Source organism: Collimonas sp. (assembly GCF_035566375.1).
GTDB lineage: Bacteria > Pseudomonadota > Gammaproteobacteria > Burkholderiales > Burkholderiaceae_D > Collimonas.
Map to the genome: position 1 here is coordinate 117,164 of NZ_DATMRK010000037.1, position 26,136 is coordinate 143,299.

Annotated in this window: 28 protein-coding genes; 10 read left to right on the top strand and 18 right to left on the bottom strand. The window is 59.9% G+C overall.

Annotated elements, in window-relative coordinates; genetic code table 11:
• Positions 1-38: 38 nt before the first annotated feature.
• The 14 genes from VNZ60_RS12310 to ftsY all read right to left on the bottom strand — a co-directional run bounded on the left by VNZ60_RS12310 (position 39) and on the right by ftsY (position 13,013).
• On the bottom strand, positions 39-407 hold the full coding sequence (locus VNZ60_RS12310; RefSeq protein WP_325659510.1) for a GTPase: 369 nt from the start codon (positions 405-407) through the stop codon (positions 39-41).
• Positions 404-1,126: a response regulator gene (locus tag VNZ60_RS12315; protein ID WP_325659512.1), complete on the bottom strand. Its 723-nt coding sequence runs from the start codon at positions 1,124-1,126 to the stop codon at positions 404-406. Before VNZ60_RS12315 ends, VNZ60_RS12310 begins: the two co-directional genes overlap by 4 nt.
• 159 nt (positions 1,127-1,285) lie before the next feature.
• Positions 1,286-3,601, bottom strand: coding sequence for an ATP-binding protein (locus tag VNZ60_RS12320; protein WP_325659514.1), 2,316 nt, complete (start codon positions 3,599-3,601; stop codon positions 1,286-1,288).
• Between the two features lie 2 nt (positions 3,602-3,603).
• Positions 3,604-4,170 (bottom strand): DUF4390 domain-containing protein, encoded by a 567-nt coding sequence (locus tag VNZ60_RS12325; protein WP_325659515.1) that lies wholly within the window; start codon positions 4,168-4,170, stop codon positions 3,604-3,606.
• A gap of 79 nt (positions 4,171-4,249) precedes the next feature.
• On the bottom strand, positions 4,250-5,560 hold the full coding sequence (gene rsmB / locus VNZ60_RS12330; RefSeq protein ID WP_325659517.1) for a 16S rRNA (cytosine(967)-C(5))-methyltransferase RsmB: 1,311 nt from the start codon (positions 5,558-5,560) through the stop codon (positions 4,250-4,252).
• Between the two features lie 43 nt (positions 5,561-5,603).
• Positions 5,604-6,242 (bottom strand): LysE family translocator, encoded by a 639-nt coding sequence (locus tag VNZ60_RS12335; protein ID WP_325659519.1) that lies wholly within the window; start codon positions 6,240-6,242, stop codon positions 5,604-5,606.
• Positions 6,243-6,407: 165 nt separating this feature from the next.
• Complete coding sequence (locus VNZ60_RS12340) at positions 6,408-7,307, bottom strand: alpha/beta hydrolase (protein ID WP_325659521.1); 900 nt, start codon at positions 7,305-7,307, stop codon at positions 6,408-6,410.
• A complete protein-coding gene (locus tag VNZ60_RS12345; RefSeq protein ID WP_325659523.1) occupies positions 7,307-7,651 on the bottom strand; it encodes a DUF1840 domain-containing protein in 345 nt (114 codons plus the stop codon). Before VNZ60_RS12345 ends, VNZ60_RS12340 begins: the two co-directional genes overlap by 1 nt.
• Before the next feature lie 145 nt (positions 7,652-7,796).
• Entirely contained in the window at positions 7,797-8,336 is a 540-nt protein-coding gene (locus tag VNZ60_RS12350) for a hypothetical protein (protein WP_325659525.1), read from the bottom strand.
• A 37-nt stretch (positions 8,337-8,373) separates the two neighbouring features.
• Positions 8,374-9,333 (bottom strand): DMT family transporter, encoded by a 960-nt coding sequence (locus VNZ60_RS12355; RefSeq protein ID WP_325659570.1) that lies wholly within the window; start codon positions 9,331-9,333, stop codon positions 8,374-8,376.
• 89 nt (positions 9,334-9,422) lie between these two features.
• Entirely contained in the window at positions 9,423-10,259 is an 837-nt protein-coding gene (locus VNZ60_RS12360) for an AraC family transcriptional regulator (protein WP_325659527.1), read from the bottom strand.
• 13 nt (positions 10,260-10,272) lie between these two features.
• Entirely contained in the window at positions 10,273-11,199 is a 927-nt protein-coding gene (gene ftsX / locus VNZ60_RS12365; protein WP_325659529.1) for a permease-like cell division protein FtsX, read from the bottom strand.
• Positions 11,196-11,894, bottom strand: coding sequence for a cell division ATP-binding protein FtsE (locus tag VNZ60_RS12370; protein ID WP_325659531.1), 699 nt, complete (start codon positions 11,892-11,894; stop codon positions 11,196-11,198). The genes ftsX and VNZ60_RS12370 overlap by 4 nt, the downstream gene beginning before the upstream one ends.
• Before the next feature lie 42 nt (positions 11,895-11,936).
• Entirely contained in the window at positions 11,937-13,013 is a 1,077-nt protein-coding gene (gene ftsY / locus VNZ60_RS12375) for a signal recognition particle-docking protein FtsY (protein ID WP_325659533.1), read from the bottom strand.
• Positions 13,014-13,191: 178 nt separating this feature from the next.
• Here ftsY and rsmD point away from each other — a divergent pair, with 178 nt between their 5' ends.
• From rsmD to VNZ60_RS12410, 7 genes are all read left to right on the top strand, one after another.
• On the top strand, positions 13,192-13,851 hold the full coding sequence (gene rsmD / locus VNZ60_RS12380; RefSeq protein WP_325659535.1) for a 16S rRNA (guanine(966)-N(2))-methyltransferase RsmD: 660 nt from the start codon (positions 13,192-13,194) through the stop codon (positions 13,849-13,851).
• 42 nt (positions 13,852-13,893) lie between these two features.
• Positions 13,894-14,382 (top strand): pantetheine-phosphate adenylyltransferase, encoded by a 489-nt coding sequence (gene coaD / locus VNZ60_RS12385; RefSeq protein ID WP_038485166.1) that lies wholly within the window; start codon positions 13,894-13,896, stop codon positions 14,380-14,382.
• A 105-nt stretch (positions 14,383-14,487) separates the two neighbouring features.
• Entirely contained in the window at positions 14,488-14,766 is a 279-nt protein-coding gene (locus tag VNZ60_RS12390; protein ID WP_325659540.1) for a YfhL family 4Fe-4S dicluster ferredoxin, read from the top strand.
• A 162-nt stretch (positions 14,767-14,928) separates the two neighbouring features.
• The gene (locus VNZ60_RS12395) at positions 14,929-15,864 is read left to right on the top strand and encodes a 4-hydroxyproline epimerase (protein WP_325659542.1); all 936 of its coding nucleotides are present in this window, start codon (positions 14,929-14,931) and stop codon (positions 15,862-15,864) included.
• Between the two features lie 2 nt (positions 15,865-15,866).
• The gene (locus tag VNZ60_RS12400) at positions 15,867-16,997 is read left to right on the top strand and encodes an NAD(P)/FAD-dependent oxidoreductase (RefSeq protein ID WP_325659571.1); all 1,131 of its coding nucleotides are present in this window, start codon (positions 15,867-15,869) and stop codon (positions 16,995-16,997) included.
• Positions 16,990-17,265, top strand: coding sequence for a 2Fe-2S iron-sulfur cluster-binding protein (locus tag VNZ60_RS12405; RefSeq protein ID WP_325659544.1), 276 nt, complete (start codon positions 16,990-16,992; stop codon positions 17,263-17,265). The genes VNZ60_RS12400 and VNZ60_RS12405 overlap by 8 nt, the downstream gene beginning before the upstream one ends.
• The gene (locus VNZ60_RS12410; protein ID WP_325659545.1) at positions 17,262-18,563 is read left to right on the top strand and encodes an FAD/NAD(P)-binding oxidoreductase; all 1,302 of its coding nucleotides are present in this window, start codon (positions 17,262-17,264) and stop codon (positions 18,561-18,563) included. Before VNZ60_RS12405 ends, VNZ60_RS12410 begins: the two co-directional genes overlap by 4 nt.
• 1 nt (position 18,564) lies before the next feature.
• Here VNZ60_RS12410 and VNZ60_RS12415 read toward each other — a convergent pair whose 3' ends face one another.
• Both VNZ60_RS12415 and VNZ60_RS12420 read right to left on the bottom strand, forming a co-directional pair.
• The gene (locus VNZ60_RS12415) at positions 18,565-19,329 is read right to left on the bottom strand and encodes an AraC family transcriptional regulator (RefSeq protein ID WP_325659547.1); all 765 of its coding nucleotides are present in this window, start codon (positions 19,327-19,329) and stop codon (positions 18,565-18,567) included.
• A 93-nt stretch (positions 19,330-19,422) separates the two neighbouring features.
• Positions 19,423-20,547, bottom strand: coding sequence for a branched-chain amino acid ABC transporter substrate-binding protein (locus VNZ60_RS12420; protein WP_325659549.1), 1,125 nt, complete (start codon positions 20,545-20,547; stop codon positions 19,423-19,425).
• Positions 20,548-20,824: 277 nt separating this feature from the next.
• On the opposite strand from VNZ60_RS12420, the gene VNZ60_RS12425 reads away from it, so the two are divergent.
• From VNZ60_RS12425 to VNZ60_RS12435, 3 genes are all read left to right on the top strand, one after another.
• Complete coding sequence (locus tag VNZ60_RS12425) at positions 20,825-21,745, top strand: dihydrodipicolinate synthase family protein (protein ID WP_325659551.1); 921 nt, start codon at positions 20,825-20,827, stop codon at positions 21,743-21,745.
• 105 nt (positions 21,746-21,850) lie between these two features.
• A complete protein-coding gene (locus VNZ60_RS12430; RefSeq protein ID WP_325659553.1) occupies positions 21,851-22,525 on the top strand; it encodes a GntR family transcriptional regulator in 675 nt (224 codons plus the stop codon).
• 22 nt (positions 22,526-22,547) lie between these two features.
• Positions 22,548-24,131, top strand: coding sequence for an aldehyde dehydrogenase (NADP(+)) (locus tag VNZ60_RS12435; RefSeq protein WP_325659555.1), 1,584 nt, complete (start codon positions 22,548-22,550; stop codon positions 24,129-24,131).
• A gap of 3 nt (positions 24,132-24,134) precedes the next feature.
• On the opposite strand, the gene VNZ60_RS12440 is transcribed toward VNZ60_RS12435, so the two are convergent.
• Together VNZ60_RS12440 and VNZ60_RS12445 are read right to left on the bottom strand one after the other, a co-directional pair.
• Positions 24,135-24,986, bottom strand: a complete 852-nt coding sequence (locus VNZ60_RS12440; RefSeq protein ID WP_325659557.1) for an MOSC domain-containing protein — start codon at positions 24,984-24,986, stop codon at positions 24,135-24,137.
• A gap of 396 nt (positions 24,987-25,382) precedes the next feature.
• Positions 25,383-25,589, bottom strand: a complete 207-nt coding sequence (locus VNZ60_RS12445) for a SymE family type I addiction module toxin (RefSeq protein ID WP_325659559.1) — start codon at positions 25,587-25,589, stop codon at positions 25,383-25,385.
• Between the last annotated feature and the right edge of the window lie 547 nt (positions 25,590-26,136).

Below are 26,136 nucleotides of genomic sequence, written 5' to 3' on the forward strand. Positions count from 1 at the left end.
AATGCTGCGTAGCCGCATGGTGGCTCGGGAGGAACTTGTCAGATCACAAGGTCAGGGGTCATCTCAAGCAAGGCGTCGTACGGGGCGTGACATAGGAAATCACGCAGCTGCGCCAGATGGGTGCTGTCCGCAATGCTGATATATAGCCGTGCCGGTGGTTTGCGCAACAGACGGTTCAAGGTGACACGCAGGGTCAGATTGCCAATACAGCAAAAGCAGCCGGGTGCAATCCGTTTGATCTCCAGCGCATGCGGCGATGTTTCCAGTTTGCCGTCAGACATGCCTTCAAGTATGAGTGCAGTGCCGAGGTGGGCGCCGCTGCGTCGCAGGTCTTCCTCGATGGCAGTACGGATGGCGGCTTCGCGCGCCTTGGCTGAACCGCCGCTGACCAGAGTGGTAAGGGTCATCCGCCTTTTTTCGACAACTTTCCTGGATCAACCCCGAGCTGTTTCAATTTCCGGTACAGATGGGTGCGTTCCAGTCCGGTTTTTTCCGCCACCCTGGTCATGCTGCCGCTTTCGCGGATCAGGTGATATTCAAAATAAGCGCGCTCGAAAGCATCGCGCGCCTCGCGCAAGGGCAGGCCGAACGAGGAGGAGAATAAACTTTCGGAGGCGACGGCGACCGACGGCAGGGCCGTGATGTGCGTCGCTTCAGGCGATGCCGGGCTGTTGAAGCCGCCGGTAGCGACAACCACGTCATTCAATTCATTCGAGGCGGCCGCTGGCTGCGGATACAGCGTCGGCGCCCGGGCCGTCTTGGGGCCTTGCGACAAGCCTTGCTGAACCGCTTTCAACAGTTTTTGCAGAGCAATTGGCTTTTCCAGGAAATTCAGGGCGCCGATGCGGGTTGCTTCCACCGCGGTATCGATAGTGGCGTGACCGGACATCATGATGACAGGCATGGTCAGCAAGCCGTCGCGCTGCCATTCCTTGAGCAGCGTGACGCCGTCGGTGTCAGGCATCCAGATATCGAGCAGCACCAGATCGGGCACGCCGCCCTGACGAAATTCGCGAGCTTGTTGTGCATTTTCCGCGGCGGTTACTACATGCCCTTCGTCACCTAAAATTTCCGAGAGCAATTCCCGAATTCCCATTTCGTCGTCAACGACTAGGATGTTAGCCATGCGGTAGCCTTCCCATTTCCTGTTGCATCAAATCCCACTGTATGGTCTGTTCAGACAGGCCAGTTAAATTATCAATATCTTTGTGTGCTTCTTTGTGTGTTACGTCCGCGTCCGGATACATGCTATATCAGCCGGGGGGCAATTTGCAGCTGTTCACGATCAAATTATGGTCGAATCGTGACTCGCAGCTAACTTTAACAGCAAAATCAGGATTTTTGCGCCCTTTGTATCGCTTCGGTTCTGCAGATCGATGCGGCCGCCGTGTTCGTCGATAATTTTTTTCACCATCGGCAAACCCAGGCCGGTGCCGCGCGGCTTCGATGTGACGTAAGGTTCGAACGCCCTGGCCAGTATCTTGGGCGAGAATCCAGGGCCGTTGTCGGTAATCGAAATCCGCACCGCGGTGCGCGATAAGCCGTCCGAACTATGGTAGCTGACGCGCTCGGTCACCAGGTCGATACGCGGCGGCACTGGGTCGCCGCTGCGATCCATGACGGCGTCCTGAGCATTTTGCAAAAGATTGTGAATCACCTGCCGCAATTGGGTGGCGTCGCCCATGATCTTGGGCAGATCCGGCGCCAGCGATGCATGAATCATGTCGCGTTCGTCACCTGCCAGATAGAGATGCAGGATCTCCGCCACCAGCACGTTCAGATCGAGCTCGCTCAATACCGCCGGCGGCGTTTTGGCGTAGTCGCGGAAATCGTCCACCATGCGTTTCATGGCGGCTACCTGGCTGACGATGGTGTCGGTGCTTTTCTTCAGGATGGCGGCGTCGTGGGTCATCAGCTTGTCTTCCAGTTTCATCTGCAAGCGTTCGGCGGACAGCTGGATCGGCGTCAACGGGTTTTTGATTTCATGGGCCAGGCGGCGCGCCACTTCGCCCCATGCAATCGAACGCTGGCCGGAGATGACGTCGGAAATATCGTCGAACACCACCACATAGCCGGTGCGGTTCTCTACCGGCAGGCGCGAGCCGCGCGTCAGCAAGGTAATGTCATCGCTATCGCTGCTGTCGCCGCTGTCGACCCGGCGCGGGATCTCGATCTGCTGTTGCCAGTGCAGCAGCTCGGGGCCGATCTTGCCGCTGGCGAATTGCGCGTTTTGCTCGGAGAAGGCGTTGATGATGACTTCCGCGAAGTGCGTCAGGCCATCAATGATGGTCAGCGGCTGGCCGATATGCGGCGAAAAATCGTATTGCAGGATGCGCGCCACCGACTGGTTGCTGGTGACCAGGCGGAAATCGCCGTCCAGCACCATCACGCCGGCAGACATGTTTGCCAATACCGACTCCAGGTAGGCTTTAGCGTTTTCCAGTTCGCTGCGATTCTTTTCAACCGCAGCGCGCGCTTCGTACAGCTGGCGTGTCATCAGGTTGAAAGATTGAGTAAGGGTGCCCAGTTCGTCTGAGGTGGCCACAATCGGCCGTGGCGACAGATTGCCTTCGGCCACCGCTTTGGTGCCTTCGGCCAGCAATAGCAAAGGCTTGGCCAGGTCGGTTGCGATCAGGAAGGCGCTGGCGATGGCGCCGAACACCGCCAACAGCAAGGTCAGCGTCAAGGTCACCAGATAGATCTTGCGCAAACCGGAGCGGCCCAGGGAACGCTCTTGATACTCGCTATAGGCTGAACCAAGTGCTTCGGCGTTGGTGGCGAGATAGGCTGGCACCGGCTGTATCATTTGCAAAAAGTGCGTTTCGTTTTGCAGGGAGGCACTTCTTAGCGGTGGCGGGATTTCAACCACCACGTGCAGGCGCAAGTCGTTGCTGTCGGTGCTGGTGGCTGAGGCGGCTGAGGTGGATGAGGTGGCTTTGCCGCCGTCAGAATTATCCTGAGTGCTTTCTATCGCGGAAAAGCCACGCGGCAGGCGTGCCTGTTGCAACATATTGGGCGACGGCAAATTAGGTACCAGCGTTCCCAGATGGCCGCCGACGACAGCGATCACCTGGCCGTTGGCGGTGACGATCGAGGCTTCCAGATTCTGGTCGCTGAGCCGGCCCAGCTGGGTTGCCTGCGCCGAATTCGACAATTCCGACCATTCCGCCGCCAGCGTGCGCGCCCTTGAGCTGAGATCGCCGAGGGAGGATTCGAGCGCAGCGTGGCTCAGGTTCAAGCCGGACTGCAACGCCGACTCAACGTGGACATCGAACCAGGATTCGATCGAGCGCGACACAAATTGCACCGATACCAGATAAATCACAACCCCCGGCAAGATGCCGATCAACGCAAACATGAACACCAGTTTGGCAGTCAGCCGGGAGCCGAATTTGCCGCGCTTGTAGCGGTTATACAAGCGCCCGAGCAGCAGGCAGACCAGCACAAACAGGGCCACCGCCACCAGCGCATTCATGCCCAGCAGCCAAGAATAGTGCTTATCGAAAAAATCCGAATTGGCCGACGCTGACGAAAGCAGAAAAAGCAGGATGCTAACGATGGCGCCGCCGACCACCAGCAAATAGCGTAGCGCGCGTGACACGATTATTCGGCCCTGTAGTTGAAACTCTTCCAGTCGGAAGAAAAGCGCCAGTCGCTATTGTTGAGGGCGTTGACTTGAAACGGCTTGGACAGCAACCCCAGATCGAGCCCCATGCGCACGGCGACCCGGTACACCTCGCCGCTCTTGAGCGCGCTTTTGTCGGCAATCAGCCAGCGGCTAGGCCGGCGAATCAGGGACAAGGCGTCATCGAGCGTATTAAAACTCTGTTGCAGGCTGCCGTTGATGGCGACGTTATAGCGCCGCGTGATGACGTTGTATTGCAGGCGGATGGTTTGGGTTGCGGTGATGGCCTTTTCGTCGAACCAGTACCAGCGCGGCCGCGTCAGCTCGACATCGGTCGTGAAATACAGGGTGACGCCGCGATTGACCACATCTTCCAGGCCGCGATTCAGATCGAATGAAAACGTTGCCGACAACCGGTAGCCATCGTCGCCGGCTTCGATATGGGCCTGACTCAATTCAACGCCATCCGCTGCAAAGCTGGACGCGGGACTAAATGACAGAGCCAGTAGCAGGGCCAGCAGCCAGTATTTGATGAATTGAGGCAATGATCGTGTCACTGGTTTCGGGTATGGTTAAAAGTTATCGCAAAAGGGTGTTAGCACTACGGCTGTCAGCATTTCTCTGTCAGCACTTCTGGAACAGCGCGTAAAACAAACCATCATGATCGCGTTCCGCATCGGCTGCCGGCAGCAACTGCCCGGGCGCCGGCAGTCTGCGCGCATTATTCCGCGTAGCAAAAGCCACAGCCTGAGCTTCTGATTCTTGTGGCCATACGGAACATGTTACGAGCAACAATTTACCATCCGGGCGTAGCATCTGCCAAAGATTGTCCAGAATCTTTGCGGAAAGTGTTGCAAGTTGCTCGGTATCAGTCTTGCGCCGTAGCCAGCGAATATCGGGATGACGGCGCACGATACCGGAGGCGGTACAGGGGACGTCGGCCAAAATCCGGTCGAAGGGCACGCCGTCCCACCAGTCTTGGCCCTGGCTACCGATGCTGGCGTCGCCCAGTTGCAGTTTGGCCTGCAGCTGCAGGCGCTGCAGATTCTGGGTGATGCGCTGCAAACGTTTGGGATTGTTGTCCAGTGCCGTCAACTCGACATCGGCGGATTCCAGGATATGGCCGGTTTTGCCGCCAGGCGCAGCGCAGGCGTCGAGTACCCGCATGCCATCCTGCAGGTCCAGCAGCGGTGCGGCAAGTTGCGCCGCAGCGTCTTGCACTGACGCCAGACCGTCTTCGAAACCGGGAATCTGGGCCACCGGCATTGCGGTATCCAGGCGGATGGCGTCCGCGCCGATTTGCCGGGCCGTAATCGCGTGGCTCGCCAGCGTCTCCAGATACGCGGCCACCGAGGTTTTGCGGCGGTTCACGCGCAAGGTCAGCGGCGGCGCCGTATTACCGGCAGTCAGGATGGCTTGCCACTGCTGCGGATAGGCAGCTTTCATGCGGTCTATCCACCAGACCGGATAGTTCCACAAGCCGAATGGGGTTTTGATGGCGATTGCCACCAAGGCTTCGCGCTCACGCAGGAAGCGCCTTAGCACCGCATTCACCATGCCCTTGGCATGGGCCATCTGCGGATCGGAAGACACCGCAGTAACAGCCTGATCAACCACCGTGAAATTCTCGTAGGCAGGATCGTCGACATCGGCCAGCAAGCACAGTGCCGCACACAGCAGGCAATGCAGCAGGGTCGGTTCCGGCGGCCTGCTCGCCAGGTTGCCCAGCAATGTTTCGGCACGGCCGATGCCGCGCATGGTGCGGTAGGCGATGTCCTGGATGGCGCCGCGCGTCGGCGCCGGCGCTGCCGATTGTGCAAATACCTGGGTCAGCGCCTGCGGCAGCGCCGCACCGTCGCGCACCAACGCAATGGCTTGGGCTGCGCCTAACAGGCTAAAGGCGAGAGAATCTTTTTTGAGGGTCGAATAAGTCACTGTGCGGTTCAGGTCGTTTCTGGAAATTATGGTTGTTAAAAAATCAGTTTCTGGTCAATGCCAGCTTTATGCCTAGGGCAACAAAGGCGGCGCCAACCGTGCGCTCCAGCAAGTGCTTGATCTGGGGATTATTGCTGGCGTGACGCGTGAGTGTACCGGCTAGCATCGCGGTGCCGCTGTTCCAGCATAGCGTGACGACGGAAAACACTGCGCCAAGCAACAAAAAGGCAACGATCTTGTGCGGCGAATCATGACGCACGAATTGCGGGAAGAATGACAGGAAAAACAAGATCACCTTGGGATTCAGCACATTGGTGATCAGGGCTTGCAGAAAAATGGTTTTATGCGAGCGCAGATCCAGCTGTGGCGGATTTTCGCTGGTGACGGTCTTCTTGCTGAGCAGCATCTTGATGCCGAGATAGATCAGGTAAGCGCCGCCCGCCAGTTTCACCGCCATGAAGGCGGTGGCGGAAGCCGCCAGCAGCGCCGTCAGGCCGAACGCCGACAAGGTCGCATGGATGCAGCAGCCGGCGGTGATGCCGAGCGCCGACAGCAAACCGGCGCGGCGTCCCTGCGCCACGCTGCGGCCGACGATATAGGCGGTATCCGGGCCGGGAGTGGCGTTCAGTAGCAGGACAGCCATCAGGAACAGGCCAAAGTCAGTAATACCGAAGGAAATCATGGCGACGCTGCTAGACAGGATGGTAACAATGCGATTGTAGCGGGGATATGGTCGCCCACCTACAGTTAGGTCGTGATTGTGACAGGAAAAAGTGAAATTTCAGATTTCCTGATAACAATGATTGAAAGTACTAAAAAAGCACTATCCGATCGAGATCAGATAGTGTCACGCCACCAAAGCCGGGCCTGAGCTCACCAAAGGCTGCAACATGTGCTGCGCCTCCAGCCAGCGGCGTACATCCGCAAATACCCGCTCGGCGCCGATTTCATTGAAAATTTCGTGATACATGCCTTCATAATCGTGCATCGTGGCGATGGCTGGCGGCAAGGCAGCAAAAAACCGGCGGCTGCCGGCGGGATCGATGATGCGGTCGTCGCCGCCAATCACCAGCAGTGTGGGTATTGCCAGGGCAGGCGCCTGATTCAAGGCGAATTGCCCGGCATGCAACATGCTGTTTAACAAACGCGCGCTGATCTTGTTATGCACCAGCGGATCGTCGCCATAGGCTTTGGCAACTGCGGGGTCGTGCGATAGATGATTGACATCAAGGCCGTTAGGGACCGCCACGCCTGGGGCAAGTATCGACATCAGTTTGAGCAAGCCCAGTTGCACCGGGTTCAAACGCAGGGCCAGTCCCGGCGAGGATAAGATCAAGCCGCGCAACGGCGCCATTCCAGCGACCGCAAAGCGTGCAGCGAACAAGCCACCCATGCTGTGGCCGAATAATAAAGGTGTGCTGTTTGCCAGCTCAGGATAGCTCAGCTGCTGCTGGCGGCAGAGGTCGTCCAGCACCAGTCTGGCGTCGCGCAATAAGGCGCTATCGTCCGGCACGTCGCCGCGCGGACCGCTGGAGCGGCCGTGGCCACGGTGATCGTAGCTGCGCACCAACAGGCCGCAGCGATTGAAAAAACGTATTACATGGGCATAACGCCCGGCATGTTCTCCCAGTCCGTGCATCAGCAGGATACTGCCGGCCAGCGGCGCGCCGGCAGCCGGCGGCCAGTCGGTGACGGAAAGAGAAATGCCGTCTTCGGTCGTAAGCTGGCGCTCAAGACCGGAGTTCATCAGACGCCCCAGAGTACGTCGTCGTTGTGCTTGTGCGCTTCGCGCAGCATTGCCAGCAAAGGATAAATCTTGTTGGCAAAGGTGACTGTCTGCACCGGCTCATGGCCAGTGTCGTCGCCGGCTTCGTTGTGGTGAGCGGCGATATCGTGCTGTACGCTGTCGGACGCCGGATGCGCGCGGCTTTCCGAAGTTTCGGCTTCCAGCTTGGCAATCACTGCCGCGCCTTCTGCTGCCGTGATGACGCCGATTTTCACGTCTTTATGCAGCAAATCGAGGATGCGCTTGGCGTCTTGTTCGAACATGATGACTTCGGGCGACGCCTTGGATTTGAATGTAACTAACATAAAACCTCAAAATATTGTTTTTGGTGAAAAAAGACATTGTACAGAATACCGCTTCGTCGAGGTGCTCGCCACTGCTGTCACCAGTGATTACAGTACGGCCAGCCTTGACGGCGCAGCAGGCGGCAATCCGAGTCTTGCATTAATACTAATTATGTTTGAATGAGGAGATGAAAGTTTCGACGTTTTCCCGCGAAACGGCTTTTTCCGGCCCCATCACGATGACTTGGTAGATTTCCTTGTCCTTGCTGACAAAATGTCCGAACAGGACTTCCGGCAAGCCGCCGGGCGTAGTGCCGATTGCCTCGACGTCAATACTGGCCGACAGTCCCTGACTGCCGGCCGCCACAGTAGTTTTCTCCACTTTGACGGTGCCGTTGATATTTTTCACCAGCGCGGTTTTCATCGCGACCAATGCGGCTTGCGCCTTGGCGGCGTCGGGCACGCTGGCGCTGCCGACTGCAAATACCGCGTTGTCTACCTTGGCGGCGGTCATGGTCATGGTAACCGGCATGCCGTCGAGATCGATAGAGCGGGCAAACGTCGACGGTTTGGCCGGCAGCAATACGCTGTACGGGGCGTCTTTGCTACGCACTTCGCGCCAGTTGAATTTGGGTGAGCAAGCAGCCAGCGCCAGTACGGCGCCTGCAAACAGTAAGCGAACAGACAAGGTCAGGACAGATTTCACGAGATAGCGCAGCAGGCTGCAGAAATGGAAGCAGCCTCTATGGTATCTGATGCTGAAAGGTGCGCACACCGAAAACGATGCCTATGCATAACAGCGCGATCCCCGCCATGACCTGCACGCCTGGCACGGCGTCGCGGAAAATGAACGCGTACAACAAGGCCGACAAGGTTTCGAACACGATCAGCTGCGCCAGCAGTGCGGTCGGCAAATGCTGGCTAGCCTTGTTCCACAGCAGGGTGCCGATCCAGGAAGCGCACAGGCCGATGACCAGCATCAAGCCGACAAACTGCAGCGGCCGCGGCCCGAACGGGAAGGCATAAGAACCGCCCGCCAGTTTCAGATAAGCGCCGTAGCCGAATAAACCGATCAGCGCCAGCGGCAACACCGCCAGGCCCTGTGCGGTAGCCCAGGTCGAGGGGCTGATATGCGGATTGGCGCGCAGATAACGGGCATTGACGATCGGATACCAGGTCCAGGCGGCGACCGCGGCCAGCGCGATCAGGCAGCCCAGCACATAGTCGCCAAGCGAACGTGTATTGCTGCTGCCCGCCAGCCGCATATGCGTCAGTTCGGCGGCGTTAACGCACAAGATGCCGACCAGGATAATCACCAGCGATGGCGCCAGTCGGCGCCAGGCCACGCTTTCCGCCGCATGTCCCGGCGACCAGTTGGAAAACACCGAAATCACCACCGGCAAGGTGCCGATCAGCATGGTCGGCAGCGGCGCGTCGGCCAGCTGGATCGCAGTCGCCAGCGCGGCGTAGTACAGCAGATTGCCGACCAGCGACAGCTTCAAGGCGGCGCGCCAGTCGGCCCGGCTCAGCGCGGCGATGCGTTTGCGGTCGAGCATGGCCGGCGCCAGCGCGATCAGGCCAAACGCGACATAACGGCCGAACGACAGCATCAGGCCCGGATAATCGGGCAGCATGAGCGGAGCGATGAACACCAGGCCCCACATCAGGCCGGCGCCGAGGGCGCACAACAGGCCGGTCAGCATGGCAGCTGCCGCGGCTGGACTGCAAATGAATGAGGTGACGCCATGAAAGGATCTGGGATGAGTAATGACAATCCCCATCATGCCAAGCTTTAGCTCATCGGTCTTGTACCAATTTGCTGTTGATACTGCGCCGGTGTGACGCCGTAGGCGCGCTTGAACCAGCGCGTCAGGTGGCTTTGGTCGGTCAGTCCGACCGCGGCGGCGGCGTCGGTTGGCGTGCTGCGTTGCGCCAGCAGGGTCTTGGCGCGGGCGGCGCGGCGTGCTTGCAGATACTGGTGCGGAGTGGCGTGAAACAAGGCCGAGAAGGCCCGCACGAAATGAAATATCGACATGCCGGCTTCGGCCGCCAGGGTATCGATGTGCAGGGTCTGGTCCAGATTGGCCTCGATGCAATCGAGCACCCGCCGCATCGCCAGCATGCGTTGCGGCTGGCCGGCCGTCAGCTTGGCGACCGGACGCAGGTTTTTGCCATAGCGCTGCGTTACCGCGTCTATCAATACTGTGAAATGCGACACAAACGCCAGATCGTCCGGCGCTTGCCACATGCGTTTGAACAGCAATTGGAAGCTGTCGGCGAGCAAGGGGTCATGGGCGGTCGCGGCTGCGAAATAAGCCTCGCTGCCGCTCAGCTCATGCAGCAACTGCGGTTCGATATACAGCATTTGATAAGTCCAGCCGGCGGCGATCTCGGCGTGGCCGTCATGCAATTCGTCCGGATTCAACAGCACCAGCGTGCCCGCCGGGGCGACATGCTGGGAACCCTTGTGGCGGAAACGCTCGACCCCGGTTTCAATCGCGCCCAGCGAATAGGTGTCATGCACATGTGGCGCAAATTCGTGATCGACCAGCCGTGCCGAATACAATTCCACGCCCGGCAGATGCGGGCTGGTCTTGAAGGTGACAAATTCGGACGGGTGGTGGAACACGCCAATACTCAGTTCAGGCCAGACGCGCCAGATGGCGTCGCACCGACAGCAGCGCGCCGGTCAGGCCGAGGCCGGCGCTGATCGCCAGCAGCACCAGGCTGGCGCTCCAGTTCAGCGGCAGCAAACGGAATTCCGACGCATACAAACGGGCGAATTCGGCAATCGCCTGATTCAACGGCTGCAAACCAAGCGCCACAGCACCCAGCGCCAGGCCGCCGGCGCACAGGCCGAGCAGCGCGCCGGTGTAATAAAACGGCCGGTGGATGAAGGCATCGGTGGCGCCGACCAGCTTGGCGACGGCGATTTCTTCGCGTTGGGTCAGCACTTGCAGACGCACCGTGTTGAACACCACAGCCACTACCACTACCGCCAGCGTGATCGCCAGGAACAGCAATACCAGGCGCAGGATTCCCAGCAATGCCGCCAGCCGCTTGACCCACTCCGAATCGACTTGCACGGTATCGACGCCAGGGAGGGCCTTGAGGCCGGCCGCAATGGTGTCGATACGGGCGGCGTCAGGCGCATCGTGGAAACCGGCCAGCTTCAATACGTAGGCGTCCGGCAAAGGATTCTGGCCGAGGGTGGTCAGGGCGTCGTCCATGCCGGTTTTGTTTTTCAGGCTGATCAAAGCATCTTCACGCGGAATGAACAGCACTTTGGCCGAACTGTGGTGCTGCTGCAAAACGGCGTCGATAGGTTTGGCCAGCGCGGTGGTCTTGTCGCGCGCCGCGTCCAGCGCCATGAAGATACTGATTTCCGGTTCCACCGCTAGTTGCTCGGAGACCGGGCGCACGTTTTCAATCAAAGTCAGGCCGCCGAACGGCAGCGCCAGCGCAATCGCCACCACCAGCACGTTCAGCGCAAAACCGCCGGGCGCCTTGAGCAGATGGGTGAAGGCGTCGCCGATGGCGAACAGGTGTTGTCGCAGCCAGCTGTTCATGCCGCACCTCCGCTACTGTTGCTGCGCACGGCGGAGTTCTGCCAGTGGTCGACAATCTGGCCCTGATCCAGGAACACTACACGGTTGGCGCTGTTGAGGAATTGCTCGTCATGGGTGGAAATCAGGCAGGTCACGCCGGCCGCGTGAAACGACCGCAGCGCATCCAGCACCTTGTTGGCGTTGTCGCGATCGAGGTTGGCGGTCGGTTCGTCGGCCAGGATGATTTGCGGCCGGTTGACGATCGCCCGGGCGATCGACACGCGCTGTTGTTCACCGCCTGACAAAGCTTTCGGGTCAGTCGCCGCCTTCTCCAGCAGGCCGACTTTATCCAGCGCGGCCTTGGCCCGCTTTTCCGCTTCAGAACGGAGGGCGCCGGTAACCAGCAGTGGCAGCATGACGTTAGCCAGCACGGTGCGATCCTGTAACAGCTTTTGCTGCTGCAGGATCAGTCCCAGGTTGCGTCGCAGATAAGGCAGGCCGGACGATTTCAACTTGCCGACGTTAGCACCGCTGACGGTCAGCGTGCCACTGCTGGGGCGTTCAATCGCCGCAATCAGATTCAGCAGCGTGGTCTTGCCGGCGCCGGAAGGGCCGGCCAGGAAAATCAGGTCGCCCTTGTTCACCGTCAGCGTGATATCGCGCAGCGCGACCACGTCACGCGCGTATTTTTTGGATACCTGGTTGAATTCAATCATGGAGTGGCTGGGACCCGCGTAAGTAGCTCAAGTGGCTCGAAATTAACTAAGTAGTGCATCCACAAAATCGGCAGCGTCAAACGGTTGCAAGTCTTCGATCTGTTCACCGACGCCGATGAAATATACCGGGATCGCGCGGGTGGTGGCGATGGCCGCCAGCACGCCGCCCTTGGCGGTGCCGTCCAGCTTGGTAATCACCAGGCCGGTCAGCCCGAGCGCATCGTCGAAAGCCTTGACTTGCGCCAGCGCGTTCTGGCCGGTGTTGCCGTCGATCACCAGCAATATTTCATGCGGCGCGCTGGCCATGCCTTTACCGATGACGCGCTTGATTTTCTTCAGCTCGTCCATCAGGTGCAATTGGGTCGGCAGGCGGCCGGCGGTATCGACCATCACCACGTTGGTGCCGCGCGCCTGCGCCGAATGCACGGCGTCGAAGGCCACCGCGGCCGGATCGCCGGATTCCTGCGAGATAACGGTAACGTTATTGCGTTCGCCCCAGATCGTCAGTTGTTCACGCGCGGCGGCGCGGAAGGTATCGCCGGCGGCCAGCAATACCGATTGCTGATGGGCTTGCAGATGTTTGGCCAGTTTGCCGATGGTGGTGGTCTTGCCGGCGCCGTTGACGCCGGCGATCATCATCACCAGCGGCTGATGCTGATCCAGCACCAGCGGTTTTTGCAAGGGGCTGAGCAAATCGATCAGCAAGCTGCGTAGGGCCGCCTTGACCTGGGGCGCTTCGGTCAGTTTGTCTTCCTTGACCTTCTTTTTCAGGGCACTGAGCAGGAAATGGGTAGCGTCGACACCGGCGTCGGAGACCAGCAGCGCCGACTCCAGCTCCTCGTACAGATCGTCGTCGATCTTGGCGCCGACGAACAAGATGCTCAGGTTGGAGGAGGTTTTCGATAACCCTGTTTTCAAACGCGACAGCCAGGAACGTTTTTGTTCGGCCGCCACCGGCGCCGAGACGATCTCGGTCTCTGCCGCCAGTTCAATCAGTGTGACTGGCGCAGCGGCCGCAGTCGCCTCTACGGCTTCTATCTGTGGCAACTCCGCTGGCGCAGAAGATTCTGGCAAGGGAGCAACGTCGGGTTTTGGTTTTTTCTTGAAGAAACTAAACATCTGAGGCCTGATCTGTAAGGCAGTGAAATAGGGCGCTGCAGCCACCTGTCGGGGCGGGCTGCACAAGAGGTACAATCCCCGGCATTCTATCAGAGGCAGGCTGCCGAATTAAGGATAGCCCTGCCGCTCACTGAGATTGACGGAATCCCAGCAAATTTCCCCATATTTATTAAACTTAATGAAAAAACCAAGTAGCAAAAAACCGCCAAAGACACCAGTGCACGCCATCAAACCGCCGCTGGCGCGCCAGGTTCGGATTATTGGCGGCGTCTGGAAGCGTACGCCGCTGGCCGTATTGGATAGCGAAGGCCTGCGGCCGACGCCGGATCGGGTGCGCGAAACCCTGTTTAACTGGCTGTCGCACTTGCTGGATGGCAACTGGAGCACGGTTCGTTGCCTGGATCTGTTTGCCGGAACCGGCGCCTTAGGTTTTGAAGCCGCCAGCCGCGGCGCGCTGGAAGTGACCATGATCGAGCACAATACGCCTGCAGCACGCCAGCTGGAAGCCACCAAAACCAAGCTGGACGCCAGCCAGGTGCGGATTTTGCGCAGCGATGCGCTGACCTGGCTAAATAAGGCTGGCACTGAGCCAGGCGCCGACGCCGCGCGCTTCGACCTGATTTTCCTCGACCCGCCGTATCAGCAGGGTTGGCTGGAAAAGGTGTTGCCGCTGTGCCAGGGTTTGCTGGCCGCGCATGGTTTGCTGTATCTGGAGTCCGAATTTGCGCTGCAAGAGGACGATTTACCGCCCTGGCTGAGCGGCTGGCAACTGCTGCGGGCCGATAAGGCTGGTATAGTGTTTTACCACTTGCTTAAAAAGCAAGGGCATATTGCCTGATGCAAATTCAGGCATAATGCGCGATCTGATTGGGGGAAGAAGATGGTTACTGCAGTTTATCCAGGAACGTTCGATCCGCTTACGCGCGGCCATGAAGATCTGGTGCGCCGGGCGTCCGGGTTATTCGACAAGCTGGTGGTCGGCGTCGCCGACAGCAAAAACAAAAAACCGTTTTTCTCTCTGGAAGAGCGCTTGTCGATTGCGAACGAGGTGCTGGGCCATTATCCCAATGTGCAGGTGGAAAGTTTCTCCGGTCTGCTCAAGGATTTTGTGCGTCAACACGACGCTAACGTGATTGTGCGCGGCTTGCGCGCAGTCTCTGACTTTGAGTTTGAATTCCAGATGGCTGGCATGAACCGCTACCTGCTGCCGGATGTGGAAACCCTGTTCCTGACACCGTCGGACCAATACCAGTTTATCTCCGGCACCATCGTCCGCGAGATCGCAACGCTGGGTGGCGATGTTTCCAAATTCGTCTTCCCATCGGTCGAAAAATGGCTCAAGGAAAAGCTGGACGCCCAGCAGCCTTAAGGCGCGCTTCTCAGCAGCGAATCTTCAACAAGACTAAAATAACCGCAGTGCAGTAAGGCGGGATCACCTGATCCCGCTTGCAACTTGATTTAAAAGAGTAGTGCAATGGCTTTATTGATCACCGACGACTGTATTAATTGCGACGTATGCGAGCCGGAGTGCCCGAACGGTGCGATTTACATGGGGCCGCTGATTTACGAAATCGACCCGCATAAATGCACTGAATGCGTGGGCCATTTCAATGAGCCGCAGTGCCAGCAAGTCTGCCCGGTCAGCTGCATTCCGCTCGATCCGGCCTGGCACGAATCCAAGGAACAGTTGCAAGCCAAGTACGAGCGCTTGCAGGCTGAGCTGGTCACTTCTGTCGCCGCTAAACAACCTTAATCCACTGTTTTAATCCACCGTTAGTCCCGCTGCCGCGCCCGGCAAGCAATAAATCGGCACTATGAATCGCGGCACTATGAATCGCGGCACTATGCCGATTTCGTCATCTATCGCGAGGCGTAGCAGCAAGACAACGCCGCCCGGGCCGACTACGCTGTCGGTATGGAAAAAATCTCGATTCTCGATTCCCACACCGGCGGTGAACCCACCCGCCTGGTGCTGGCTGGCGGCCCCGATCTTGGCAACGGGCCTTTGTCCGAACGGCTGCAGCTGCTGCGCGCCCAGCACGACCGCTTGCGCATCGCTACCGTGTGCGAACCGCGCGGTTCCGATGTGCTGGTCGGCGCGCTGCTGTGCCAGCCGCAAGACCCGGCTTGCGCAGCCGGCGTCATCTTTTTCAATAATGTCGGCTATCTCGGCATGTGCGGGCACGGCAGCATCGGCTTGGTGGCGTCGCTGGCCTATCTGGGTCGCATAGGTCCCGGCCGTTACAAGATCGAAACGCCGGTCGGCGTGGTCGAAACCGAGCTGCATGCAGACGCCAGCGTGACCGTACACAATATCCCCGCCTATCGCTTGCGCAAGGAAGTTGCATTGCAAGTACCCGGCTACGGCCGCGTGGTTGGCGACATCGCCTGGGGCGGCAACTGGTTTTTCCTGGTCGGCGAACATGGGCTGGATGTGCAGCAGGAGAACATCGCCGCCCTCAGCGTCTTTGCCCAGGCAGTGCGCGCCGCTCTCGAACTGGGTGGCGTCACCGGCGCCGGCGGCGCGCAGATAGATCACATCGAATTGTTTGGCCCGGCCCGGCAGGCCGGCAACCACAGCCGCAATTTCGTGCTTTGCCCCGGCAACGCCTACGACCGTTCACCCTGCGGTACCGGTACCAGCGCCAAGATCGCCTGCCTGGCGGCGGATGGCAAGCTGGCCGAGGGCGCCGTCTGGCGCCAGGAAAGCATCATCGGCAGCGTCTTCGAAGCTTCCTACCGGCGCCACGGCGAACAGATCCTGCCCGCCATCCGCGGCACCGCCCATGTCAATGCCGAGAGCAGCTTCATATTCCAGCCGGACGATCCCTTCGCCTGGGGCATTGTTTGAGCATCAACGTATTGAGCATCGATGTCTTGATCGTCGGCGCCGGCATCATCGGCGCCGCTTGCGCCGATGCGCTGGCGGCCGAGGGCTTGTCAGTGATGGTGGTGGAACGCGAAGCGACTGGCAGCGGCGCCACGGCAGCCGGCATGGGGCATCTGGTGGTCATGGACGACAATCCGGCGGAACTGGCGCTGACTTCCTATTCGCTTGCGCTGTGGCGGCAGCTTGCCGGCGCCGATCCCGTGGCGCATGAATGCAGCGGCTGCGGCACGATATGGATCGCCGCCGATGATGAAGAAATGGCAGCGGCGCGCGACAAGCATGTCACCATGCAGGCGCACGGCATTGCCTGCGAAATGCTGGATGCGGCCGCCCTGTATGCGCATGAGCCGCAGTTGCGGCCTGGACTGAGCGGCGGCTTGCGCGTCGGCGGCGATGCGATCGTCTATCCGCCGAAGAGCGCCGCATTGTTGCTGGCGCGGGCGCAGAGCCGCGGCGCGCAAGTACGCACAGGGCAGGTGCAGGCGATTACCGGCCACGGCGTGCTGCTGGCCGACGGCAGCGAACTGCACGCCGACAGAGTGCTGGTGGCGAACGGCAGCGCGTCGGTGCAGCTGTTGCCGGAACTGCCGATCCGGCCGAAGAAGGGCCATATCGTCATCACCGACCGCTATCCGGGCCTGATCCGTCACCAGCTGGTCGAACTCGGCTATATCAAGAGCGCCCACGCAGCCAGCGGCGATTCGGTCGCCTTCAATTTGCAGCCGCGCCCGACCGGGCAATTGCTGATAGGTTCTTCACGCCAGTTCGATGTCACCGACAAGACGGTCGAACCGGCGATCCTGGCGCGCATGCTGGCGCACGCAGCCAGCTTTGTTCCAGCGCTGGCCGACTTGAATGCCTTGCGCTGCTGGACCGGACTGCGCGCCGCCAGCAGCGACGGCTTGCCGCTGCTAGGGCCGCATCCGTCGCGGCCGAACGTCTGGCTGGCCACCGGCCACGAAGGCTTGGGGATCACTACCTCGCTGGCCAGCGCCCAGCTGCTGGCGGCGCAGATCGCAGGCAGGCAAGCGCAGATTCCAATTGCGCCGTATCTGCCGGCGCGCTTTGGGCAACTGGGAATATCAAATGGCTGAAAAAATGGCTGAGATTCATATTGAAATAAATATCAACGGCAGCAGCGTGAGAGTGGCGGCCGGTTGCAGCGTGGCGGCGGCGCTAGCTGCGGCTGCTGCGCCAGGCATCACGCGGCGTTCGGTCAGCGGCATGCCGCGGGCGCCGCTATGCGGCATGGGCATCTGCCAGGAATGCCGGGTCAGCATAGATGGCCATGCGCACCGCCTGGCTTGCCAGACTGAATGTGTCGCAGGCATGCGGATACAGACGGCACAGGCTGCGACATGACGCACGTGACCTACGACATCGTGATCGTCGGCGCCGGGCCGGCCGGACTGGCGGCTGCCAGAAGCGCGGCGCAAAGCGGCGCCGCCGTAGCGCTGGTCGACGACAACCCGCGCGCCGGCGGCCAGATCTGGCGCGGCGGTCCGCAGCACAGCGCGCATCCGCAAGCGAAAAAATTGTGGAGCGAACTGCAGCAGATGGCGAATGTGCAGTGGTACATGCAGAGCCGCGTGCTTGCTCAGGCAGGAGTGACGCAATTGCTGCTGGAAACCCCTCAACAGATTTTCAAGCTGAATTACCGCAAGCTGATACTGGCAACCGGCGCGCGTGAACGATTGTTGCCATTTCCCGGCTGGACGCTGCCCGGCGTGACCGGCGCCGGCGGTTTGCAGGCGCTGGTCAAAGGGGCTTATCCGGTACATGGAAAACGCATCGTCGTGGCCGGATCCGGACCTTTGCTGCTGGCGGTAGCGGCGACCTTGCAGCAGCACGGTGCGCAGGTGCTGCAAATACTTGAACAAAGCAGCTGGCGCAAGCTGGCCGGGTTCGCGCTGCAGCTGACGCGCACGCCTGCCAAATTGCGCCAGGCCTGGCACTTGCGCAGCCAGCTGGCCGCTGTGCCGTATCACGCTGACAGCTATGTACTGCAAGCGCAAGGCGAAGGACAACTGCGCGCGGTGCAGATGATGGTGGCCGGGAAGATCTTGAACGTCGAGTGCGACTACCTGGCTTGCGGCTACGGCCTGTTGCCCAATACCGAGCTGGCGCAGGCGCTCGGTTGCAGCATCGCGGGCGGTGCGGTGCAGGTCGATGCGCAGCAGCGGACCAGCGTGCAAGACGTGTACTGCGCCGGCGAGGGCAGCGGCGTCGGCGGCGTCGATCTGGCGCTGGCCGAAGGACATATCGCCGGCCTCCATGCCGCCGGATCTGGGCTCGACTCCTGCGTCGCCGAGCGCCGCTGGCTGGCGCAGCGACGCAGTCAGCAAGCATTCGCCAGGCGTCTGGAAGACGCATTTTCTCTGCGTCCTGAATTGCGCCGCCTGTGTGCTCCGGAGACCCTGGTGTGCCGCTGCGAAGACGTGGCTTATGGCGCTTTGCAACAGCACGCCAGCTGGCGCAGCGCAAAACTGCATACGCGTTGTGGCATGGGGCCGTGTCAAGGCCGGGTCTGCGGCGGCGCCACCGACTTCCTGTTCGGCTGGAAACCGGATTCCGTGCGTTTGCCGATTTCACCGACGCGTGTTTCCAGCCTGATGGCTTTAGCGAACGCCGCTGCTGACGAGAATCCTGGCTCGGAATAGCTTATCCCGCGTGCAGCAACTGCCGGTAAGCGCGCGGCGTAACTCCGACCGTAGCCTTGAACTGGCGTGTGAATGCGCTGTGGTCGTGATAGCCACAGGCGGCGGCGATCTCGGTGATGCTGTGCGGTCCGGCCAGCAGCGCAGAGGCGGCATCCAGGCGGGTCTTGATAATCATCTGCCGTGGATTCAGGGAAAAAATCCTTTGGAAATAGCGCTCCAGCTGCGCCACCGACAGCGCGGCGAGCTTGGCCAGTTCAGCGATCTGCAAGGGCTGGTCGTAGTGGTCATGGATGAAATGCGCAGCCGCGGCGACGCGCTTATATACCGGATGATTCTTGTCCGGCATCGCCAGGTCGCGCGAAATGCCTGCCATGCCGGCGATGCCGCCGGCGCGGTCGCGCAGCACGATCTTGTGCGTGACGCACCAGCCCGGCGCGCGGTTCGGATAGAGATGCAATTCCAGCTGGTCGTGGATGTCAACGCCGGTGCTGAGCACGCGCTGGTCTTGCTGGCGGTAGCTGGCGCCGAGTTCGGGCGGGAAAATATCGCTCGCGGTACGTCCCAGCAGGGCTGCTTTGTCGGCCAGGCCGCAGCGCGCCACCAGCGTGTGGTTGACCACCAGGTATTCAGCTTGCATGCCCTTGACGAAAAACACCACATCCGGCAAGGCGTCGAACAGCACTTCGGCAAAAAATACATTGCCTAGCGCTGCCGCCAGCAGGTTGCGGTCGGCGGTAGTCTCGGTCGGTGCGGTGGAGTGGCTCATGCTGGCGCTGTGGCAGTGGAAGTTGCTTGCATCATACCCTTGCGGCCGGCGTCGAGATTCCGGCACCGGCCGCCACGCAAAACCGCTAAAGCATCAATGCGCGGGAACCGCGACCGGCTCGCCGCCCTTGAACTGATAAATAGTGACCGGCGCATTCTTCAAGTCGTGGCTGGTGTCGAACTCATACTCGCCGACCACCCCTGCGTACTTCATGGCCGCCAGCACCGGGCCGAATTTGGCGGGCTCGGTGGAGCCAGCCTTTTTCATGGCTTCGGCAATCATCAGCATGCCGTCGTAGAAATAGGGCGCATAGGTCAGCGGCGCCTTGCCGTAGGTTTTCTGGAAGTCGCTCAAGAAAACCTTCTCGCCGGCCCTGTCGCCCAGCACGGTGCCGCCCTGTACGCAATAGACCTTGTCGTTGACGGCGTCGCCGCCGAGCTTGCCGGTTTCCGCATTGCAGATGGCGTCGCCGCCCATCAGAACCACCTCAAGGCCGAGTTGCTTCATCTGGCGCTTCATGGCGGCAGCCTGGGCGAAGTAGCCGCCGTAGAAGATGGCGTCGACCTGTTTGCCTTTGATCGAGGTCAGGATGGCGCTGAATTCGCTTGCCTTGTCGTTGGTGAATTCACGGCTGACGATGTCGATCTGGCTGGCCTTGGCCGCTTTCAGGAAGGCATCGGCGACACCCTGGCCGTAAGCGGTGCGGTCATCGATGACCGCCACTTTTTTTAGTTTCAACTGCCTGGCCGCATAGACCGCCATGTTGCCGCCCAGCTGGCTATCGTTGGGATCGAGCCGGAACACATGCTCGTAGCCTTGCTGCGTGATGCGCGGATTGGTGCCGACGGTGGCCATCACCACGCCGGCATCGTTATACACCTTGGAGGCGGGGATCGCCACGCCCGAGTTGTAGGGGCCGAGCACCGCCTTGACCTTGCTGTCCACCAGCTTCTGCGCCACCGCGACGCCGGCTTTCGGGTCACCCTGATCGTCCTCGGTCAGCAGCTGGAAGCTCAGCACTTTGCCGGCCACGGTGAACTTGCTCTTGTTGAGCTGTTCAACCGCCATTTTTGCGCCGCTTTCGTTATCTTTCCCTGCCGGCGCCTGCGGCCCGGTGAGCGGACTCGTAAGACCGATCTTGACGACTTCCTGCGCCGCAGACGCGGCGCTCAATACCACACTGCAGGCCAGGCAAATTGCTTTGATGGTAAAGCTCATTTTCTTCGCTCCTGAATAGTTTTCTTGGATTTGTACTGATCTGTGCAAGATCCATGCAGAGTTCTGCACAGTATTGGCGGCCCTGGCGGATGCGGCCGGCGCCGGCTTTTACGAGTCGTGTTTTTGCTCCCTTTTTTGTGTGCGGGTGCTTCATTTAAATATATTGCAAATATATTTGCAAGATATTAGTATCGCTTTCATCGATCTTTTTCAACACTGGCCGCAGCACCAGATAGTTTCTGCACCAGCCAGTTTCTTTTTCTTCAAGGAGCCGCACATGTTGTCAGCAAAATGGGAGGGCGTATTCCCCGCCGTCACCACCAAGTTCAAGGAAAACGAAGACCTCGACCACGCTGAGATGGAAAAGCATTACGCTTTCCAGATCGACAGCGGCGTGCATGGCCTGGTCACCTGCGGATCGCTGGGGGAAGCCAGCACGCTGTCGCTGGATGAAAAGCTGGAAGTGACAAAAATCGCCTTGTCGGTGGCTAACGGTCGGGTGCCTGTGCTGGCCAATGTCTCCGAGCTGCGCACCAGGGATGCGGTGCATTTCGCCGAGCAGGCCGCCAAGCTGGGCGTACAGGGCCTGATGGTGATGCCGTCGGTGCTGTACGTGGCCGACGCCCGCGAAGCCAAGGACAACCTGCGCACCATCGCCAACGCCGCCCAGCTGCCGGTCATGGTCTACAACAATCCGGTGGCTTACCGGGTCGACCTGACGCCGGAGGATTTCGTCGAGCTGGCCGATTGCAAATGGCTGGTGGCGATCAAGGAATCGACCGACAACATCCGCCGCATCACCGACCTGCGCAACGCCCTCGGTAATCGCTACCAATTGTTCATGGGCGTGGACGACCTGGCGTTCGAAGCGCTGGCCATCGGCGCCGACGGTTTGCTGGCCGGCGTGGTGGTCGCCTTCCCGAAAGAGACGGTGGCGCTGTACACGCTGATGAAAGCCAAGCGCTATGAGGAAGCACTCAAGCTGTATCAATGGATGACACCGCTGCTGCATCTGGACGTCTCGACCAAGCTGGTGCAAAACCTCAAGCTGATCGAAGCGATGGCCGGCGTCGGCAATGAAATCGTGCGCCGTCCGCGCCAGCCATTGGCGGGAGCAGAGCGCACTAGGGTCGCTGCCATCATCCAGCACGCCATCGATACCCGTCCCGACCTGAGCCAGTTCAAGCTTGATCGTTGAGCAGGCAAGCTGCCGCAGGCGGCGGCCGGGCTGCTATCATTTGATCTTGCCTGTGCAGAGTAAACAGTAAGTACAGGGTAAGCAAAATAGGGATAGCTAAAACACATGGTCAGCAGTAAAAAAAATGAACGCAGCCTGCCGCCGCCCAAGTTACGGGCGGTGGATATCGCCTACGACACGCTGGAAAACCTGATCGTCACTTTGCAGATCGCGCCTGGCACGCCCATCGTCGAAGCCGATCTGGTGGAAATGACCGGGCATGGCCGCACGCCCCTGCGCGAAGCCTTGATGCGCATGACTTCGAACGGCCTGATCGAGCAGATGCCCAGGCGCGGCCTGATCGTCAGCGACATCGAAGCGGCCGAGCACCTGACCCTGATAGAAACCCGGCGCGTGCTGGACCAGCTGATTGCACAAAGCGCCGCACGCAAAGCGACGCCGCAGCAGCGCAAGGATTTGCTGGCTTGCGCCAAGCGCATGGTGGCGGCAGCCAAGAAAGACGACCTGGGCGCATACATGCAGGCCGACCAGGAACTGGATCACGTGGTGCACGCGGCTTGCCGCAATCCGTCGGCAGTGGCGGCGGTGACGCCGCTGATCATCAAGTGCAGGCGTTTCTGGTATGCCTTCCAACATGAGGGCGATATCGTCGAAGGCGCCAAATGCCATATGCTGATGGCCGCTTCGGTGGCTGACGGCGATCCGCAGGAAGCGGTCAAAGGCGCCAGCGCCCTGATCGACTACCTGGAACTGTTTGCGCGCAAGGTCATAGACAACTAAGAAATCATCGTCACGAGAAAATATGCCAATCAGCGGACAATCCATCATCGGCGCCAGCCAAAGCAATAGCCAGGGCGCCGTATTTCAAGCCTTCGATCCAGTGCATGGCAAGCAGATCGGGCCCGACTTCCATAGCGCGGAAGCGCAAGATGTCGAGCGCGCCTGCGTCCTGGCACAAGCCGCCTTCGATACCTATCGCGAAACCGCTCAGGAAACGCGCGCCCGTTTTCTGGAAACTATAGCCCAGCAGATCCTCGACATCGGCGATGAACTGATTCTGCGCGCCATGGCGGAAAGCGGCTTGCCGCGCGCCCGTCTGGAAGGCGAACGCGGCCGTACGACGGGGCAGTTGCGCCTGTTTGCCGCGGTGTTGCGCGAAGGATCGTGGAACGATGCCCGCATCGATCCGGCCCTGCCAGAACGCTTGCCGCAGCCGCGCGTCGATCTGCGTTTGCGCAATATCGCCATTGGTCCGGTGGCGGTATTCGGCGCCAGCAATTTTCCGTTGGCGTTTTCGGTGGCGGGCGGCGATACCGCTGCCGCGCTGGCGGCTGGCTGCCCGGTGGTGGTCAAAGCGCACCCGGCCCATCCTGGCACCTCGGAACTGGTGGCGCGCGCCGTGCAACAGGCGGTTGCAATCTGCAATTTGCCGGAGGGCGTATTTTCGCTGCTGACCGGGATCGGCAATGCTTTGGGGACCGCGCTGGTACAGAATCGGCACATACAGGCGGTGGCCTTCACCGGCTCGCGCCAAGGCGGCCTGGCCCTGATGCAAGTGGCTGCCGCACGGCCGCAGCCGATCCCGGTGTATGCCGAAATGAGCAGCATCAATCCGGTCTACCTGCTGCCGGCGGCGCTGGCGGCGCGCGGCGACGCTATCGCCAAGGGTTTCGCCGACTCGGTCACGCTCGGGGCGGGTCAGTTTTGCACTAACCCGGGACTGGTGCTGGGCCTGGCCGGCGTTGACTTTGAACGCTTTGCGCAACTGGCTGGCCAGGAGCTGGCGCAGCGTAGCGCGGCGGCCATGCTGACTGCAGGCATCCATGCGGCCTATGAGCGCGGCGTAGCGACGCTGGCGGCGCAGGCCGATGTCAGGCAATCAGGGCAGGGCGCAGCTGCGGCGGGCTGCCAGGCGGTACCGGCCTTGTTCGCTACCAGCGCGGCAGCCTTTCTCGCCAATCCGCAGTTGAGTGCAGAAGTATTCGGACCGGTATCCTTGCTGGTGGCTTGCGCCACTGAGACGGAATTGTTGCAAGTTACCGAACAACTGGAAGGGCAACTGACTGCCACTCTGCAAATGGACGAAGGGGACGAAGGTGACAAGACTCTGGCGCGCCGTCTGTTGCCCGTGCTGGAGCGCAAAGTTGGCCGCATCCTGGCCAATGGCTTCCCCACCGGAGTTGAGGTGTCGCATGCGATGATGCATGGAGGGCCGTTCCCGGCGACGTCGGATAGCCGCAGCACTTCGGTCGGCAGCGCGGCGATCTACCGCTTCCTGCGGCCGGTGTCCTACCAGAACCTGGCGCAAGACTTGTTGCCCGCCGCGTTGCAGGACGCCAATCCGCTGGCCATCTGGCAGCGGCGTGACGGTCAGTTGGGTAAATAAGGTTCAGAAATCCAGCTCAAGCGCGATCTCCTGGCCGACGCGCAGGATTTCACCATCTCCCTCCTGCAATATCGCGTTGACGCCGAAAGTGATGCCGCCGTCGACGCGTGGATTGGCGCGATAAGTAGCCAGAATGTCCAGCGGATCGGGGCCGAATTCGCCAGTGGCCTGGTCGATCGACGGCATCGGGCAGCGGGCGCATGGCTTTACCGGTCGCAGACAAACCGGTCCGGCCTGGATAGTCGCCACAAAATCTTCCTCAAAAGCTTCCACCCCATCGATCACGATATTCGGCCGGAACCGGTTCATCGGCAACGCGGCGCGGCCTTGCGCCTGCAATTTCTGGTTCAGGTCGTGCAGCGATCCCTGCGATATCAGCAGCATCGGAAAGCCGTCTGGAAAGCGGGTTGGCACTGCAGCCTCATTGGTCCATTTTTTACTGGCAAGGCGCTCGCACTCAGGATCAAAACGTACCAGCCGGCAGGGTTGGCCGAGCACTCGCGTGAACCAGCCGGCGGCGTGATCGCCGCAATCGTGCGCGATGACGGTGTCGTCCCAGATCTGGACTGCAACGGCAGGTAGCGATCCAGGCTGCAGCGGCGCAGTCGGGATTGCCAACGGCGGCATGTCCGGCGCATGCACCGTCATCGTATCGGCTTGCAGCAGCGGCACGATCAAGGCCATGACCGGATGGCTGCGCTGCGTTAAAAATTGCCCGGCGCTGTCGACCAGCATCCATTCGCGATCATGCACATGCTGATGGCTGAGGCCGGTGGCGGTGACGGTTGCGGCCGGCAAATCTATGCCGGCGCAGGATTTGATCGGGTACAGCGTCAGTGTGGTAATGGTTGGCATCGGTGGCTTTTCCTCTATTGAGAGTTTCATGAAACATGACAATGCCCTTGCCCGGTTGCGCTTAACAAACGCAGCTAACTGTGGTCAGAGTGAACTTTCTGCGCGCCCTTTGCAGAAACTTCACTCTGACCCCACTTAACGGGCCACGGAGTAGCCGCCTCATCGCTGAAGAAGTACAAGACCAATACCTGGTGCTGGCAAAGCTGTCAGCGATGCGTGGGTATTCAATTTATAAAGAAAATATGCACAAAGAATTTTGGAGACTATCAAAAGAATCGTTTCGAATTCGGCCTTACAACTGAATGTATATCTTTTTCTTTAAAAATGCCGCTCGTAGTCCCACCAACTGCGCTGGGTTACGAGCGGCGTTCTGTTAGCCGACGGTGTCGGTAAACCCTAGTCGCTGGTAATCATCAAACACCCGGTCATGACTCTGACGCGTACGGTGGCATTGGGGCTGAAGCCTGTTTGTTTGATACCGTTGCCGTGCAGGCGTATCCAGAGTGTTTCGGGATTGTCGTCCTGATAGAAAGATACTGTGAGCCGTTGTGCTGCGTTTACTGCCGACGTGTTGCTGTCTCGCGTATCATTGCGCTTAGCCATACTTAACTCCCGGTTAGTTACTTGTGGTTAGCGGGTCTTGGATGTTTCCGCATCCCTGGCCCGCGCTTCTTCTCATGCCTGCCGGTCCGGCACAGACCTGTAAAACACGGTTGCCGCTTGCGATTTCTACGGCTTTCTTACGATCTCCTCTTTTGCTGTATGTGGATACAGTATAGGAGCGCAGGACAGGAAGCCCAACGTATCTGGACGGATTTAAGTCAAAGGAAGGTTTATATTTTGCGTCCCGGCAGCTCTTCACTTTCTTAGTCAATTGGGGTCAGAGTTTTTTTTCGCGGCTTTTTGCGAAAATTACTCTGACCCCAATTGACGGACCACGGAGTACTTGCCGTTGCATGCGATAGGCGGTTGGTGCGTAACTAAAACGTTAGCTACTCCGTGGATGCACGCCGGGGGTAGCCCGGCAGCTACTTACTTTCTTTTGCTTCGCCAAAAGAAAGTAAGCAAAGAAAAGGCGACCGCAAAGCCGTTGCCTTCCCTTCGGTCAGGTCCCCAAATGTAGCGGGTGCCAGTCGGGTGGGAGGACCAA

Coding starts and splice junctions, on each gene's coding strand:
- VNZ60_RS12310 (WP_325659510.1), bottom strand. CDS start 407: ATGACCCTTACCACTCTGGTCAGCGGCGGTTCAGCCAAGGCGCGCGAA.
- VNZ60_RS12315 (WP_325659512.1), bottom strand. CDS start 1,126: ATGGCTAACATCCTAGTCGTTGACGACGAAATGGGAATTCGGGAATTG.
- VNZ60_RS12335 (WP_325659519.1), bottom strand. CDS start 6,242: ATGATTTCCTTCGGTATTACTGACTTTGGCCTGTTCCTGATGGCTGTC.
- VNZ60_RS12340 (WP_325659521.1), bottom strand. CDS start 7,307: ATGAACTCCGGTCTTGAGCGCCAGCTTACGACCGAAGACGGCATTTCT.
- VNZ60_RS12345 (WP_325659523.1), bottom strand. CDS start 7,651: ATGTTAGTTACATTCAAATCCAAGGCGTCGCCCGAAGTCATCATGTTC.
- VNZ60_RS12355 (WP_325659570.1), bottom strand. CDS start 9,333: ATGCTGACCGGCCTGTTGTGCGCCCTCGGCGCCGGCCTGATGTGGGGC.
- ftsX (WP_325659529.1), bottom strand. CDS start 11,199: ATGAACAGCTGGCTGCGACAACACCTGTTCGCCATCGGCGACGCCTTC.
- VNZ60_RS12370 (WP_325659531.1), bottom strand. CDS start 11,894: ATGATTGAATTCAACCAGGTATCCAAAAAATACGCGCGTGACGTGGTC.
- ftsY (WP_325659533.1), bottom strand. CDS start 13,013: ATGTTTAGTTTCTTCAAGAAAAAACCAAAACCCGACGTTGCTCCCTTG.
- rsmD (WP_325659535.1), top strand. CDS start 13,192: ATGAAAAAACCAAGTAGCAAAAAACCGCCAAAGACACCAGTGCACGCC.
- coaD (WP_038485166.1), top strand. CDS start 13,894: ATGGTTACTGCAGTTTATCCAGGAACGTTCGATCCGCTTACGCGCGGC.
- VNZ60_RS12390 (WP_325659540.1), top strand. CDS start 14,488: ATGGCTTTATTGATCACCGACGACTGTATTAATTGCGACGTATGCGAG.
- VNZ60_RS12395 (WP_325659542.1), top strand. CDS start 14,929: ATGGAAAAAATCTCGATTCTCGATTCCCACACCGGCGGTGAACCCACC.
- VNZ60_RS12405 (WP_325659544.1), top strand. CDS start 16,990: ATGGCTGAAAAAATGGCTGAGATTCATATTGAAATAAATATCAACGGC.
- VNZ60_RS12410 (WP_325659545.1), top strand. CDS start 17,262: ATGACGCACGTGACCTACGACATCGTGATCGTCGGCGCCGGGCCGGCC.
- VNZ60_RS12415 (WP_325659547.1), bottom strand. CDS start 19,329: ATGAGCCACTCCACCGCACCGACCGAGACTACCGCCGACCGCAACCTG.
- VNZ60_RS12420 (WP_325659549.1), bottom strand. CDS start 20,547: ATGAGCTTTACCATCAAAGCAATTTGCCTGGCCTGCAGTGTGGTATTG.
- VNZ60_RS12425 (WP_325659551.1), top strand. CDS start 20,825: ATGTTGTCAGCAAAATGGGAGGGCGTATTCCCCGCCGTCACCACCAAG.
- VNZ60_RS12430 (WP_325659553.1), top strand. CDS start 21,851: ATGGTCAGCAGTAAAAAAAATGAACGCAGCCTGCCGCCGCCCAAGTTA.
- VNZ60_RS12435 (WP_325659555.1), top strand. CDS start 22,548: ATGCCAATCAGCGGACAATCCATCATCGGCGCCAGCCAAAGCAATAGC.
- VNZ60_RS12440 (WP_325659557.1), bottom strand. CDS start 24,986: ATGCCAACCATTACCACACTGACGCTGTACCCGATCAAATCCTGCGCC.
- VNZ60_RS12445 (WP_325659559.1), bottom strand. CDS start 25,589: ATGGCTAAGCGCAATGATACGCGAGACAGCAACACGTCGGCAGTAAAC.